Consider the following 12,694-nt stretch of genomic DNA (forward strand, 5'->3'; position numbering starts at 1 on the left):
TTGATATTTTTATCGAAGAAATAGCATTTGTTAAAGAAGATAGAAAATGATTAAAAAGGAGTACGTCGTTTATAAAGCTGAATCATTGCTATGCATCGGAAATATACAGGAATGTGCTGATTATATGGGCGTACTTCCTGCGACAGTTCGCTTTTATACAAGACCAGCGTATCAAAGAAGAATAGCAAATCGAAAGAATGCTAGGAACTATATAACTGTTACGGAACTTGAGGAAGATTAAGTATAAAAATTTCATTTTGTACAAACCAAAACCCTAGTTCCCTAGGGTAATGGGTATAACAGCTCAATATATTTTACTCTTTTATATCGTAACATAATATTACGTTAAAAACATAAGGTAAATGTAACCAATTACACAACGAAGCAGCTAGCTCAATTAGCTAACTACTTGTTGTACAAAAGAACTAGCGCTTACAAGCAATTCTTTGTAACTTTCAGTTACAGCTATAGTATTAAACGGAATTTGAAATATTATGCAGGAGTGAAAGGGAACTTAATAAAAACTTCATTTTGTAGAAAAGGGGAATGGATATGGAATTCAAAGAAGATGACTATGTAATGGTTGTTCATCCAGATTATCCAGAACAACATGGGCTAGCACGAGTTATAAAGCCAAGAAATCAAGTTATCAGAATTGAATTATGTGGTGATAAAACTAGGTGGTTAGCTTCTACAGAATTTTTAAGACATGCTTCAGAAGAAGAAATAAGAGCAGCTAGCAAAAGCTAACTACTCAGCCCTTAGGGGAAAGGAGAAAAGAGATTAGGGAACTACAGTTTTGGATTATAGCTGTTTATCAGCCTATTTACAGTATGGACGGAATATTGAGTTTTATTCAGGGGGTAGAGGGAAAATGGAATGTAAACATAAATGGGTGAACATGGAAGACGGGACAAATGATAAGTTCTGTGTGAAATGTAGTCAAAAGGCGAAGCAGATGCAAATTACATTACCTATAAGTATCCCTGTTGGTATTGACATGTCTTTACCGGTAGCAAGGGAAACAATGACTATAAACTCATATGGCAGGTTACAAGAAGTTTATAAGGATGAATGGATGAAAGAGTTTAATAAGACAAGGTGTTTCGGAACTAATACTTTAAGAAACTCAACAAAATAATCCTTTTAACATAAAAAAGAAAAAGCAACTCGTTGGGGACGAGCCGCTTTTTCAGATGGCAATGATACATTTATTATAACAAGTTTAATGTATCAGCTGGATGAATAAAAAACGAAATTATTAGACAAAATTCGAGTTAAGAAATGCATATAGTCCGGCTAGAAAACTAGAGGACACCAATTTTTAGAACAGCAAATATAGCTGTTTTAAGAAATGGTGTCCTTTTTATTTTGAAAAGGGAGATGGGGAAAATGAAAGCATTAAAAGACCAATTACGTGAGTGGAAAAAGCAAGCAAATCAAACAAAAAAGAAAAAGAAGAAAAAACGAAACGAAAAATTAACTACACGTGATATTGAGGATTTAATGGGGATTCACGGACCGCGTTATGAACGTAGACGTGGAGCATTAAGACAGAAGTAATTAATAAATAAAAAGGAGTGGTCTTACATGACTAAACAATTATCTTTCTTACCAAAAATCGATAGATCAGCAACACAAGAGGAATTAGAAGGTGTTCTTGAAAGTGTACGTATATATAGACAGTTTGGAATGATTCGTAAAGAAATGAAAGTCACTCCTTCTTATGAAGTTAGATATCATGGACCTACACATGATGTTGGAAAACCGTTAGAAGATGTTGCGATAGCAAATGTACAGCAAAGTGAACGAGAGGAGTGGCTCGAAAAGATGTCTTTCCGTATTGATCAAGCATTAAGCCGCTTTGGAAATGGAGTAGCCGGAAGGAATCAAAGAGACATCATTATTAAGCGCTATTTAGAAGATGAAGATATCTGTGATTATATGGTATATAACGAACTGGCGATGAGTGAGCGAACTTATCGACGTGTTAAAGCTAGAGCATTTTATAAGCTTGCTTTTGCTCTTAGACTCGAAGTTTACGAGAAAGAAGAAGCAGGAGGTAATGAATAATGAATTTTGTTCAGCCAATACGTGATCTAGAGCAAATACAACAATTAAAAGATTACTTTAAGGAAAAGAGCGAGCGCAATTATATTCTGTTCATTATGGGTATTAATACAGGATTAAGAATTAGTGACATACTAAAGTTAAAGGTTGGTGATGTAAAAGGAAGTCATATATCTATGCGTGAAAAGAAAACAGGCAAACAAAAGAGAATACAAATTACATCATCACTAAAAAGAGAACTAAAATGGTTCAATGAAGAAAGAGAAGATGATGAATATCTATTACGAAGCAGGCAAGGGAAGAACTGTCCAATTGGTCGCAGCATGGCATATAAGATATTAAGCGGAGCGGCAGCGGAATTTGGATTAGATGAGATTGGTACACATACTTTAAGAAAGACATATGGCTATCATATGTACATGCAAACAAAGAACATCGCATTACTTATGGAGATATTCAATCACTCATCTGAAAAGGTCACGCTACGTTATATAGGTGTAAACCAAGATGCAATGGACAAAGCAATGACTAGGTTTAAAATCTAATCATTGTTTTTTCTTTTGTTTTTATATAGTTACCCATAAATTTCGTACTGTGTAACTCAAAAAAGAAAGTCTTATAAATTCATTGGTATCAAGGGATTTGGCGATTGGCTCAGTTACACACAATATAAGATATGGATAACTCACTTAATATATGAAATAATAAAAATAATTTAATAGTATGGAGGTTTTTATATGTACGAAGAGTTTCCGAATGTCGTATTGCTAAAAAAAGAAACGAAAATTTGGAGATATATGGATTTTACGAAATTTATGAGTATGTTGGATAAGGAAGAAATATTCTTCACAAGATCAGATAGATTTGCAGATAAATTCGAGGGTACTTTTCCGAAAGTAAACAGAGAAATGAGACCTATTATTTATAAAGGGCTTATAGAGCCGGAAAAACAAGAAAATGCGTTTAAACGTATGGATGAATTTGCAAATTATGTGAGGAAATTTGTAACGGTTAACTGTTGGCATATGAATGAATATGAATCTGCAGCAATGTGGGATTTATATTTAAAGAGTGATGAAGGGATAGCAATTCAATCAAATGTTGGACGATTAATAGAATCTTTTACGCATAGTCCGCAAAAGATTATTATGGGAAAAGTAGATTATAAAGATTTTAATAAAGAGTTGTTGCACGAGGAAGATCTTATAGATCTGTTTTTTTATAAGAGAAAATCTTTTGAACATGAACGTGAAATACGAGCTATTCATCAATTGCCATTTGTACATACTGACGATGGGTGTATAGATGATGAGGCGGAACCAACAGTAGCATATGGATTGGGAATCCCATGTGATATTAGAGTATTAATTGAAAAAGTATATATTTCACCAACTGCATCAAGTTGGTTTGAGGAATTGGTTAGATCAATGTGTGAGAAATTTAATTTAAAAGTCGATGTTATTAAATCAGAGTTGAGCGAGTTACCTTATTAATTAAGAATAAATATTTGGCAGAGTCGTGACCGCTTTTTGGCAGTAAATGTGCCGGTTGTTTTGGAATTAGCGTGTTATATTTGTATTGTGAGTAGTGGCGGAAAACATTGCTCATAAAATTCCTGATAACTGAAAATGGATTGTCATAACCGGTGGCGATGGTTGCAGATTGGATGAACAGTTGTTTCTTGCTTTCACATTCAATTGCAATTTACTTTGTGTATGTGTGGAAGGGCTTTCGCTCTTCTTCCAGTTACTTAATATTGTTGGAGCGGATGAATGTAACGGCATTAAGTGATTGGAAGAAGAGTAAAACTTCATTTACCGTATTTATAGTAATAACATAAGATTTTGAAGAAAGGGCAACTGGTGCACGGTTGCTCTTTTATTATGCAAAAAGTGTATAAGTCGTGTGAGAGTTGAAAAAATAGTATATTATCTTTCCCAATGTACATATTAAGTAAAGTGTTTAATATCATACATAAAAGGTTGGGTAATATGAGTGAAAATAAGAAAAATGAAGAATTGAATAAAGTGAAGAAGTATTATTTTAATGAGGATAATCAGCCAGTAGCTGGTATAGAGTTAACTATGCCGCCTGATATAGGAAGCTTGTTAGACCCGAAATCAGATAATAATGAAAGTAGAGAAAGTAATAATGAATAAGTTTAATCTAAGCATCCATTCGGGTGCTTTTTATTTTGGAGGGGAAGTGATTGGATGTTTTGGCTTGGAGGTATCATAGGATATTCCGCAGGTTCACTTGTTACTTTGTTAGTAATGTACTTTGGTTATCGGATTGGTGAGTATAAAGAATGATAAGGAGTAGGAAATGGCAAAGGAATATGCAAAGAAGTTCTATAAGTCTACAGCATGGAAGAAGTGTAGGGAGTCATACTTCAAACTAAGACACGGATTGTGCGAGAGGTGCCAGGGAACAGGGAAGATAATTCATCATAAAGAGTACATAACACCTGAGAATATTAATGATCCAGAGATTACATTGAGCTTTAGTAACCTAGAACTATTGTGCCAGGATTGTCATAACCGTGAGCATCATGAGAAGAATAGTCCCGTTGTTGAAGGCGTAATGTTTGATGCGAATGGTGATTTGATTAGGAGGGATGAGTAATGAATAGTGATACCAAGAATGTTAAAGCAAGTGAGGTAACGTTCATTGATGGTAGCAAGGATATAGTCATTGGTGAAGTTAGATTGTTTAACACTAATGCATGCGAGCTATTGAGTCTTAATAAAAATCATTTCAATATTAATAATGTTTTATCTGTAAAACCAATTGATATTGAAGTATGTAATAAATGTGGAAATATTGTAGAAGAAACGGAACTGTATTGTGAGGATAGAGTAATTTCAAAACAAAAGAATTGCCCTAAATGTAATTTAAATCAAATCCCCCCCTTAAAAAAATAAAAAAAATATTTTTATAGGGACCGAGGGGGGAGCTTCATGTAACACACAGGTCATTTCACGTGACCCCCCTACCCCAAAATGAAAGAAATGAGGTGCTATTTATGGCGACAAAGAAAGAATTAACAAAAGAAGATCGTGTTAAAAAAGAAATAAACAGACTTAAACGGATATACAAAGAAATGCCAAAAGATACCCTCATGGTAGTTGAGGGGTTGATTGTTGAAGCGGCAGATTTGCGCGTTCGACTAGAAGATATTCGAAAAGACCTTGATGAAAATGGTTATGACGAAATGTTTTCACAATCAGAAACGCAAGAACCGTACGAAAGAGAAAGACCTGCAGCAAGACGCTATATTGCTATGAACAAAAGCTATCAAACTATCATGAAACAACTTGGTGACTATATTCCTAAGCCAGATACTAAGAAAAAAGAAGAAGATGATGGATTTGAAAGGTTTGTACAAAATCGATGAGAAAACAATATCCATTATCATATAATCCAATAATTGAGTATTACAATAAAATTGAATCTGGCGAAATTATCGTAGGGAATAAAGTTAAAAGGATATATAAGAAGCTTGTTGATGATGTTTATGATAAAGATTCTGAATATGAATATGATTCTAGTCGTGCAAATCATGTTATTGAATTTATAGAAAATTATTGTAAGCACAGTAAAGCGAAATGGGCTGGAAAACCTATTGATTTAGAACTTTGGCAAAAAGCTTTTTAAGCTGCTACTTTCGGTTTTGTTCATAAAATCGACGGAACCAGAAAATACCGTGAAGCGTTTTTAGTAGTCGCACGTAAGAATGGTAAGTCTACACTTTCATCTGGTATATGTTTGTATCTACAAGTCGCAGATGGCGAAGGCGGTTCGGAAGTCTATGCAGTAGCAACTAAAGAACAACAAGCAAAAATCGTTTGGTCAGAATCTAAAAGAATGGTGAAAAAGTCACCAGCTTTATCAAAGAGAATAAAAACTCTGGTCAAAGAGTTAACTGCTGATTTTAATGATAGTTTATTTAAACCAGTAGGTAGTGATAGCGATACATTAGATGGTTTAAATGTTCATGGCGCTTCACTCGATGAAATACATGCGTGGAAAGATAAGAATTTATATGACGTAATTGTCGATGGCACTTCGGCGCGCGAACAACCATTAATCCTTATGATTACAACAGCCGGAACGGTAAGAGAATCCGTTTATGACATGAAGTATGATGAAGCGGAAATGTTGCTGAATGGATTAGATGATATAGAGGGTTATAAAGATGATCGTTTTTTACCTATCATTTATGAACTTGATAAAAGAGAAGAATGGACTGACAAAACAAAATGGGCTAAAGCTAATCCTGGTTTAGGTACCATAAAAAAAATAGATAACTTAGAAACGAAAGTGAATAAAGCTAGAGCTAATTCTCTTTTAGTGAGCAACTTATTAACCAAAGACTTTAACATTCGAGAAACGTCATCAGAGGCATGGTTAACATTTGAACAATTAAATAACTTAGCTACTTATAATATCAATGAACTGAAACCTTCGTATGGAATTGGCGGTTGTGACTTATCTTCAACAACCGACTTAACCGCAGCGAAGGTTATTTTTAAGATTCCGAATGATCCGCACATATATGTTAAACAGATGTACTGGCTTCCAGAAGACTTGTTAGAAAAGCGAAGTACAGAAGATAAAATACCGTACAATCGTTGGCATGACTTAGGTTTACTAAGAACTACTCCTGGGAATTCAGTTCACTATAAATATGTAACGGAATGGTTCTTAGAAATACGTGATGAATACGGTATTTATCTTCCGTGGATTGGTTATGACCGATGGAGTGCAAATTATTGGGTTGAAGAAATGGAAGGATATTTCGGCAAGGAAGCTATGATTCCAGTTGCACAAGGTAAACAGACATTATCAAGTCCAATGAAGCTTTTAGGAGCTGATTTAGAATCCAAATTAATTAACTATAATAATAATCCTATAGATAAATGGTGCTTGTCTAACACTGCAATCGACATTGATAAGAATTTAAATATACAACCAAACAAAACAAAGAATCAGCGTCGACGTATCGATGGTACAGCAGCGCTTTTAAATGCTTATGTAGTGCTTCAAGAAAAGAGAAATGATTACCTCAATATGATTTAAGAAGGAGGTGAGAAATTGGGGTTATTTGATAAGATATTCGGAAAGAAACAAGCGCCTACTACGACTCGTTTTGAAATGATAAACGATAATGGTGGTGGTTTTTTTGCTTGGAATGGTGACATCTATCAGAGTGATATTATACGAGCATGCATCCGTCCTAAAGCAAAGGCTGTTGGTAAATTAGTTGCTAAACATATTAGGGATAATGCAAATGAATTTAAAGTAAATCCTGATCCATATATGAGATTTATTTTAGAAGAACCGAATCCATTAATGACAGGTCAAATGTTTCAAGAGAAAATGACAGTACAATTAGAACTGAATCATAATGCATTTGCTTACATTAAACGAGATGAACTTGGTTTTGCAACTGAAATTTATCCTATTCCTTGTATAACTGTAGAGGTTGTGGAAGGAGTAAAAGGTGATATCTTCTTAACCTTTTATTTTAAAAATGGAAAGAGAATGACTGTTCCATATGTAGATGTAATTCATCTCAGAAAAGATTTTAATGAAGATGACTTTTTTGGTGAACATCCAGGAAAAGCATTATCTTCATTAATGGAAATCGTTACAACTACAGACCAAGGAATTGTAAAAGCTATTAAAAATAGCGCAATTATTAAATGGATTCTTAAATTCAAAGCTGTCTTGAAACAAGAAGATATAGATATGCAGGTTGGAAATTTCGTTAAAAATTATCTAAGTATTGATAATTTGAACGGAGGTGCAGCAGCTACTGATCCACGTTATGATTTAGAACAAGTGAAGAATGAGGCGTTTGTTCCAGATTCTAAACAAATGCAAGAAACAACTCAAAGAATATATAACTTCTTCAACACAAATGAAAAAATTATACAGAGTAAATATTCAGAAGATGAATGGAATGCATATTACGAATCTGAAATCGAACCATTTGCGATGCAGCTTGCTGGAGAATTTACCAGGAAGCTTTTTTCACGTCGTGAAAGAGGATTCGGTAACAAGATTATCTTTGAAGCATCAAGCCTTCAATATGCTTCTATGTCTACAAAAATGAATTTAGTTCAGATGGTTGATAGAGGGTCAATGACACCGAATGAATGGCGTTCCATTCTTTCGCTTGGACCAATTGAAGGTGGAGATAAACCGATTCGTAGATTAGACACAGCTCTAGTTAAGGACGGAAAAACAACAGGTGAAGGAGGTGAGAAAAATGGACAAAACGGAACAACGGGACCTGATGCCGGGGAAAGTTGAAATTAGAGAAGATGAAAATGGCAGCCGTACCATTTTCGGATATGCGGTTAAATGGGAAATGAAATCTCATACCATGGGATATTGGCGGAGATTTAAAGAGCAGTTTAAGAGAGGGGCTTTTACCGACTCATTAACTGCTGATGATCAATTAGCTTTGTGGAGTCATGATACGTCACAAATATTAGGCAGAACTAAAAATGGCACACTTCGATTGTTTGAAGATAATATTGGCTTGCGATTTGAATTGGACTTACCCAATACCACACTTGGAAATGATGCATTTGAAACGATTAAACGCGGTGATGTTGACGGCGTTTCCTTTGGTTTTCAAATGGCAAAAGAAGAGTGGGATGAATCTGACCCAGACAACATCGTTCGAAGTGTAACCAAAGCGAAATTAGTTGAGATTAGTCCTGTTGCATTTCCAGCTTACCCAGATTCGCAAGTTTCTGCACGTTCTCACGATCCATACAAAGAGTATGTGGAAGAACGAAAGCAAGGAACTTTACGTAAAAAATTAATTTTAAAAACTTACTTATAAGGAGAGATTTGAATGAATTTAGAACAAATTTTAGCACGTATGACAGAGATTCGTAGTTTATTAGAAAGTGATCAAGAGGTTGATTTAGCGGCATTAGATACAGAACTTCGTGAATTAAATGATAAAAAGAGTCAAATTGAAACACGTCAACGTTTATTGCAAGAAGCTAGTGCTATCAATGAAGGTGGAGCACCTGAAACTCGTACAATTCAAACTTTTAATACTGATTCACAAGGCGAGCAACGCGAATTTAGTACAGATTCCCTTGAATACCGTAATGCTTTCATGAATTACGTACTTCGTGGAGAAGCAATTCCTGCTGAACTTCGAGCAAATGCAGTTACAAAAACAGGTGATGTTGGTTCTGTTATTCCACAAACTGTATTAAACCAGATTATCGAAAAAATCGAAGCTGTTGGTATGATCCTTCCACTTGTGACACGTACTGCAATCAAAGGTGGCGTAAGTGTTCCAATTTCTTCTGTTAAACCAGTAGCTTCATGGGTAGCTGAAAGTGCAGGAAGTGATAAGCAAAAGAAAACAACAGGTGCTATTACATTCAACTACAATAAACTTCGTTGTGCAGTAGCTGTATCTTTAGAAGTTGATACTATGGCGTTGCCTGTCTTTGAATCTACTTTAATTAATAACGTCGTAGAAGCAATGACAAAAGCAATTGAACAATCAATCATTAATGGTACTGGGGTAGGACAACCAAAAGGTATCTTGACTGAAACACCTGTTGCAGGACAAGCGCTAGATATTGCTAAAGTTGAGTATAAAACATTAGTTGATGCAGAATCAGCTTTACCACTTGAATATGAAGATGGTGCCGTTTGGTGCATGACGAAGAAAACGTTTATGTCGTTTGCCGGAATGGTAGATACAAGCGGACAACCTATCGCAAGAACGAATTACGGTATTAATGGTAAACCAGAGCGAGTTCTATTAGGACGTCAAGTTGTACTTTGCAACTATATTGATAGTTTCACTACTGCAGCGACTGGAAAACCATTCGCTTTCTTATTCAATTTCAGTGATTACCTTCTTAACACTAATTACCAAATGGGCGTTAAAAAATATGAAGATAACGAAACTGACGACATGGTTACAAAAGCAATTATGGTTGTCGACGGCAAAGCTGTTAATGTTAATTCACTTGTAGTTCTTAAAAAGGCAGCAGCAGTTTAAGGAGCTGATAACAGATGAAAAGCATAGTAATTAAGCCGTTTGTTGATAAAGATACACAAATAGGATATTCGGAAGGTGATATGTACGAATCGACTGATTCTAAACGTATCGCCTTTTTAGTTAAAGAAGAATATTTAAGTCCACCACCTAAGAAAACGGTGAAAAAAGATGCTTGATGTTGTAAAGAAAGCGTTACGTATTTCACATGATGCTCTTGATGATGAAATTTCAGATTTAATTGAAGCGGCCCGGCACGACTTAATGTTGTCGGGCGTTTCTTCAGAAAAAGCGAGTGTGGACACTGATCCACTTATTAAACGAGCGATCATCACTTATGTAAAAGCTAATTTTATTCCAGATGCAAAAGAAGCAGAACGCTTCCAATTATCTTATAACATGCTTAGAAACCACCTAACTTTAGCGGGTGATTATAAATGAACGATATTTTATTGTTTCCAGTTGTTACAACTATTGAAGATGAACTAGGACAAAAAGAGGAAATCAAAACATTTAGTAGACAAGTGTTTTGTGAGAAAAAATCTGTTCCACAATCGGAATTTTTCCAAGCTGGACAAAGTGGAATTAAAGCTAGTTGTGTATTACTCGTCCACACATTTGATTATCAAGACGAAAGAAAAGTGAAGTATCATTCGAAAGAATATAGTATTTACCGAACATACGAAAGAGATGATGAAAGGATTGAATTGTATTGTGAGGTGAAAGCTGGTGGCTAGTATCGATAGTTTAGCAAATGAGATTGCAAGAGAATTACAACGGTATTCAAATGTGATTGAAGAGGATATTGAAAAAGCAGCAGATGAAGTTTCAGATGATCTTGTAGATGACTTGCAACAAAAAAGTCCTAAGAAGACTGGAGCTTATCGTAAAGGATGGCGTAAGAAGAAAGAAGGAAATAAATATATTGTTCATAATAAAACCCGTTACCAATTAACTCATTTATTAGAGAAAGGCCATGCGAAAAAAGGCGGCGGTCGCGTTGCGGCTAAAGTTCATATCGCTCCAGCAGAAGAACGTGCAGTAAATGATTTCATTGATCGTGTGGAAGGAGCAATAAGGCAATGACATTAGCTGAATTAAAGAAAATTCTTGATGCTACAGGATATCCTGTAGCTTATTCGCATTTCATAGCTACTCCAGATAATTCAGTACCGGCGCCACCTTATATTTGTTTCCTTGTGGATGGATCATCAAACATGATGGCTGATAACAAGGTATACAAAAAAATAAATGATGTAAGCATTGAGCTTTATACATTAAGAAAAGATTTGGTTACAGAATCTAAGTTAGAAAAAGTTTTAGATGATCTTGAGATCCCTTATGAATCATTTGAGGTTTTTATTGAATCTGAAAAATTATATCAAAAAATATATGAAATGAGGTTGATTTAAATGCCAGAAAATAAAGTGAGTTTCGGATTAAAAAATGTTCATTATGCAACATACGAAACAAAAGATGGGGTAGTTACATTTGGAACACCAATTCCATTGCCTGGTGCGGTTGAATTAACATTCGAACCGCGTGGTGATTTAATTGAATTTTACGCAGATGACATGCTCTATTATGCTGCATCAAATAACCAAGGCTATGATGGAACATTATCTATCGCATATATTCCAGAGCAGTTCGGGATAGATGCGTTAGGTGAGCAATTGGATGATACAGATGGCGTGCTAAACGAATTAGCAGATGCAAAAGGGAAATCATTTGCATTATTATTTGAATTTGATGGTGATATCAAAGCAACTAGACATGTTATGTTCAACTGCTCCGCAAGTCGTCCTACGCTTGCATCAAAAACAAAAACAAGTTCTGCTGAACCGAATGCAAACGAATTAAAATTCGTCTCTAGCCCTATTGATATTAGTGGAAAGCGCATGGTTAAAACTAAAACCACTTCTAAAACAACACCAGCGATTTACGATAACTGGTATAAAAAAGTCTATGTAAAAACAACACAAGGGGCGTAATTAGATGGAAAAAACAATTGTAATAGATGATAAACAGGTTCGATTAAAAAGTACAGCGGCAACGGTTAAGCGTTATAAAGCACAATTTAGACGTGATTTATTTGCGGATATGATGGGATTAGGTGCAATTAGTGCAGTTACCAATCAAGATGGTTCACAATATCTTATTGATGTATCTAATCTTGATTTAAGTAAAGTGGATTTTGAGGTTATTTATGATTTGGTTTGGTTATATGCTAGAACGGCTGATCAAAGTATCCCTGATCCGATTACATGGCTAGATGGTTTTGACGAATTCCCTATTTACGATATCCTTCCGGAAATCATGGATATGATTCAAAGCACTATGGGAGCAAAAAAAAAATAACAGGAAATGATGGAGAGCAAGGAGCTATCGGTGATGAAGAATTAACCACTGATACGTTCCTTGCTCTTTGTTATAAATCGAAGTTAACACATGCTGACCTAGAAACTATGACTGTTGGTGATTGCTTTGATTATATTTCCGAATTTGCTGAAATGGAAAATCCGAAGAAAGACAAAGTAAGAAAAGCGAATCAAAAAGACTTTAATGCTTTCTAAG

General features: G+C 35.0%; 22 protein-coding genes and 1 pseudogene. All 23 read left to right on the forward strand.

Features of this window, described 5'->3' with window-relative positions:
* Positions 1 to 46: 46 nt before the first annotated feature.
* The 23 genes and pseudogenes from JDS96_RS07260 to JDS96_RS32990 all read left to right on the forward strand — a co-directional run bounded on the left by JDS96_RS07260 (position 47) and on the right by JDS96_RS32990 (position 12,693).
* Positions 47 to 241: a hypothetical protein gene (locus JDS96_RS07260; protein ID WP_199666462.1), complete on the forward strand. Its 195-nt coding sequence runs from the start codon at positions 47 to 49 to the stop codon at positions 239 to 241.
* Positions 242 to 546: 305 nt separating this feature from the next.
* A complete protein-coding gene (locus JDS96_RS07265) occupies positions 547 to 750 on the forward strand; it encodes a hypothetical protein (RefSeq protein WP_199666463.1) in 204 nt (67 codons plus the stop codon).
* A gap of 124 nt (positions 751 to 874) precedes the next feature.
* Positions 875 to 1,141, forward strand: a complete 267-nt coding sequence (locus JDS96_RS07270) for a hypothetical protein (RefSeq protein WP_199666464.1) — start codon at positions 875 to 877, stop codon at positions 1,139 to 1,141.
* Positions 1,142 to 1,392: 251 nt separating this feature from the next.
* Positions 1,393 to 1,563: a hypothetical protein gene (locus JDS96_RS07275; RefSeq protein WP_199666465.1), complete on the forward strand. Its 171-nt coding sequence runs from the start codon at positions 1,393 to 1,395 to the stop codon at positions 1,561 to 1,563.
* Positions 1,564 to 1,590: 27 nt separating this feature from the next.
* Positions 1,591 to 2,073 carry an ArpU family phage packaging/lysis transcriptional regulator gene (locus tag JDS96_RS07280; protein ID WP_199666466.1) on the forward strand — a complete coding sequence of 161 codons (483 nt, stop codon included), beginning with the start codon at positions 1,591 to 1,593 and terminating at the stop codon, positions 2,071 to 2,073.
* Positions 2,073 to 2,615, forward strand: coding sequence for a site-specific integrase (locus tag JDS96_RS07285; protein ID WP_199666467.1), 543 nt, complete (start codon positions 2,073 to 2,075; stop codon positions 2,613 to 2,615). Before JDS96_RS07280 ends, JDS96_RS07285 begins: the two co-directional genes overlap by 1 nt.
* Positions 2,616 to 2,807: 192 nt before the next feature.
* On the forward strand, positions 2,808 to 3,563 hold the full coding sequence (locus JDS96_RS07290; RefSeq protein ID WP_199666468.1) for a hypothetical protein: 756 nt from the start codon (positions 2,808 to 2,810) through the stop codon (positions 3,561 to 3,563).
* A gap of 498 nt (positions 3,564 to 4,061) precedes the next feature.
* Positions 4,062 to 4,229 (forward strand): hypothetical protein, encoded by a 168-nt coding sequence (locus tag JDS96_RS07295; RefSeq protein ID WP_199666469.1) that lies wholly within the window; start codon positions 4,062 to 4,064, stop codon positions 4,227 to 4,229.
* A 166-nt stretch (positions 4,230 to 4,395) separates the two neighbouring features.
* Positions 4,396 to 4,695, forward strand: coding sequence for an HNH endonuclease (locus JDS96_RS07300; protein WP_199666470.1), 300 nt, complete (start codon positions 4,396 to 4,398; stop codon positions 4,693 to 4,695).
* Complete coding sequence (locus JDS96_RS07305; RefSeq protein WP_199666471.1) at positions 4,695 to 4,994, forward strand: hypothetical protein; 300 nt, start codon at positions 4,695 to 4,697, stop codon at positions 4,992 to 4,994. Before JDS96_RS07300 ends, JDS96_RS07305 begins: the two co-directional genes overlap by 1 nt.
* A 101-nt stretch (positions 4,995 to 5,095) precedes the next feature.
* A complete protein-coding gene (locus JDS96_RS07310) occupies positions 5,096 to 5,467 on the forward strand; it encodes a hypothetical protein (protein ID WP_199666472.1) in 372 nt (123 codons plus the stop codon).
* Positions 5,464 to 7,152: pseudogene (locus tag JDS96_RS07315) on the forward strand (terminase large subunit). The gene JDS96_RS07310 and the pseudogene JDS96_RS07315 overlap by 4 nt, the downstream one beginning before the upstream one ends.
* A 15-nt stretch (positions 7,153 to 7,167) precedes the next feature.
* Positions 7,168 to 8,391 carry a phage portal protein gene (locus JDS96_RS07320; protein WP_199666473.1) on the forward strand — a complete coding sequence of 408 codons (1,224 nt, stop codon included), beginning with the start codon at positions 7,168 to 7,170 and terminating at the stop codon, positions 8,389 to 8,391.
* A complete protein-coding gene (locus tag JDS96_RS07325; protein ID WP_199666474.1) occupies positions 8,348 to 8,932 on the forward strand; it encodes an HK97 family phage prohead protease in 585 nt (194 codons plus the stop codon). The genes JDS96_RS07320 and JDS96_RS07325 overlap by 44 nt, the downstream gene beginning before the upstream one ends.
* A 12-nt stretch (positions 8,933 to 8,944) precedes the next feature.
* Positions 8,945 to 10,123, forward strand: coding sequence for a phage major capsid protein (locus JDS96_RS07330; RefSeq protein WP_199666475.1), 1,179 nt, complete (start codon positions 8,945 to 8,947; stop codon positions 10,121 to 10,123).
* A gap of 14 nt (positions 10,124 to 10,137) precedes the next feature.
* A complete protein-coding gene (locus tag JDS96_RS07335; RefSeq protein ID WP_199666476.1) occupies positions 10,138 to 10,299 on the forward strand; it encodes a hypothetical protein in 162 nt (53 codons plus the stop codon).
* The gene (locus tag JDS96_RS07340) at positions 10,292 to 10,561 is read left to right on the forward strand and encodes a head-tail connector protein (RefSeq protein ID WP_199666477.1); all 270 of its coding nucleotides are present in this window, start codon (positions 10,292 to 10,294) and stop codon (positions 10,559 to 10,561) included. Before JDS96_RS07335 ends, JDS96_RS07340 begins: the two co-directional genes overlap by 8 nt.
* Complete coding sequence (locus JDS96_RS07345) at positions 10,558 to 10,857, forward strand: phage head closure protein (protein ID WP_199666478.1); 300 nt, start codon at positions 10,558 to 10,560, stop codon at positions 10,855 to 10,857. Before JDS96_RS07340 ends, JDS96_RS07345 begins: the two co-directional genes overlap by 4 nt.
* Complete coding sequence (locus JDS96_RS07350; RefSeq protein ID WP_199666479.1) at positions 10,850 to 11,206, forward strand: HK97 gp10 family phage protein; 357 nt, start codon at positions 10,850 to 10,852, stop codon at positions 11,204 to 11,206. Before JDS96_RS07345 ends, JDS96_RS07350 begins: the two co-directional genes overlap by 8 nt.
* On the forward strand, positions 11,203 to 11,532 hold the full coding sequence (locus JDS96_RS07355; RefSeq protein WP_199666480.1) for a hypothetical protein: 330 nt from the start codon (positions 11,203 to 11,205) through the stop codon (positions 11,530 to 11,532). Before JDS96_RS07350 ends, JDS96_RS07355 begins: the two co-directional genes overlap by 4 nt.
* Positions 11,533 to 12,111, forward strand: a complete 579-nt coding sequence (locus tag JDS96_RS07360; RefSeq protein WP_199666481.1) for a major tail protein — start codon at positions 11,533 to 11,535, stop codon at positions 12,109 to 12,111. It begins immediately after the preceding gene.
* Positions 12,112 to 12,115: 4 nt separating this feature from the next.
* Positions 12,116 to 12,478: a hypothetical protein gene (locus tag JDS96_RS07365; RefSeq protein WP_199666482.1), complete on the forward strand. Its 363-nt coding sequence runs from the start codon at positions 12,116 to 12,118 to the stop codon at positions 12,476 to 12,478.
* A 26-nt stretch (positions 12,479 to 12,504) separates the two neighbouring features.
* A complete protein-coding gene (locus JDS96_RS32990; RefSeq protein WP_255287316.1) occupies positions 12,505 to 12,693 on the forward strand; it encodes a hypothetical protein in 189 nt (62 codons plus the stop codon).
* Position 12,694 lies beyond the last annotated feature (1 nt).

The organism is Bacillus cereus group sp. N21 (genome assembly GCF_016483395.1).
GTDB classification, from domain to species: domain Bacteria; phylum Bacillota; class Bacilli; order Bacillales; family Bacillaceae_G; genus Bacillus_A; species Bacillus_A pseudomycoides.

What these genes read in the sequence shown, in the direction of transcription:
- JDS96_RS07260 (WP_199666462.1), top strand. Translation starts at nt 47, where the DNA reads ATGATTAAAAAGGAGTACGTCGTTTATAAAGCTGAATCATTGCTATGC.
- JDS96_RS07265 (WP_199666463.1), top strand. Translation starts at nt 547, where the DNA reads ATGGATATGGAATTCAAAGAAGATGACTATGTAATGGTTGTTCATCCA.
- JDS96_RS07270 (WP_199666464.1), top strand. Translation starts at nt 875, where the DNA reads ATGGAATGTAAACATAAATGGGTGAACATGGAAGACGGGACAAATGAT.
- JDS96_RS07275 (WP_199666465.1), top strand. Translation starts at nt 1,393, where the DNA reads ATGAAAGCATTAAAAGACCAATTACGTGAGTGGAAAAAGCAAGCAAAT.
- JDS96_RS07280 (WP_199666466.1), top strand. Translation starts at nt 1,591, where the DNA reads ATGACTAAACAATTATCTTTCTTACCAAAAATCGATAGATCAGCAACA.
- JDS96_RS07285 (WP_199666467.1), top strand. Translation starts at nt 2,073, where the DNA reads ATGAATTTTGTTCAGCCAATACGTGATCTAGAGCAAATACAACAATTA.
- JDS96_RS07290 (WP_199666468.1), top strand. Translation starts at nt 2,808, where the DNA reads ATGTACGAAGAGTTTCCGAATGTCGTATTGCTAAAAAAAGAAACGAAA.
- JDS96_RS07295 (WP_199666469.1), top strand. Translation starts at nt 4,062, where the DNA reads ATGAGTGAAAATAAGAAAAATGAAGAATTGAATAAAGTGAAGAAGTAT.
- JDS96_RS07300 (WP_199666470.1), top strand. Translation starts at nt 4,396, where the DNA reads ATGGCAAAGGAATATGCAAAGAAGTTCTATAAGTCTACAGCATGGAAG.
- JDS96_RS07305 (WP_199666471.1), top strand. Translation starts at nt 4,695, where the DNA reads ATGAATAGTGATACCAAGAATGTTAAAGCAAGTGAGGTAACGTTCATT.
- JDS96_RS07310 (WP_199666472.1), top strand. Translation starts at nt 5,096, where the DNA reads ATGGCGACAAAGAAAGAATTAACAAAAGAAGATCGTGTTAAAAAAGAA.
- JDS96_RS07325 (WP_199666474.1), top strand. Translation starts at nt 8,348, where the DNA reads ATGGACAAAACGGAACAACGGGACCTGATGCCGGGGAAAGTTGAAATT.
- JDS96_RS07330 (WP_199666475.1), top strand. Translation starts at nt 8,945, where the DNA reads ATGAATTTAGAACAAATTTTAGCACGTATGACAGAGATTCGTAGTTTA.
- JDS96_RS07335 (WP_199666476.1), top strand. Translation starts at nt 10,138, where the DNA reads ATGAAAAGCATAGTAATTAAGCCGTTTGTTGATAAAGATACACAAATA.
- JDS96_RS07340 (WP_199666477.1), top strand. Translation starts at nt 10,292, where the DNA reads ATGCTTGATGTTGTAAAGAAAGCGTTACGTATTTCACATGATGCTCTT.
- JDS96_RS07345 (WP_199666478.1), top strand. Translation starts at nt 10,558, where the DNA reads ATGAACGATATTTTATTGTTTCCAGTTGTTACAACTATTGAAGATGAA.
- JDS96_RS07355 (WP_199666480.1), top strand. Translation starts at nt 11,203, where the DNA reads ATGACATTAGCTGAATTAAAGAAAATTCTTGATGCTACAGGATATCCT.
- JDS96_RS07360 (WP_199666481.1), top strand. Translation starts at nt 11,533, where the DNA reads ATGCCAGAAAATAAAGTGAGTTTCGGATTAAAAAATGTTCATTATGCA.
- JDS96_RS07365 (WP_199666482.1), top strand. Translation starts at nt 12,116, where the DNA reads ATGGAAAAAACAATTGTAATAGATGATAAACAGGTTCGATTAAAAAGT.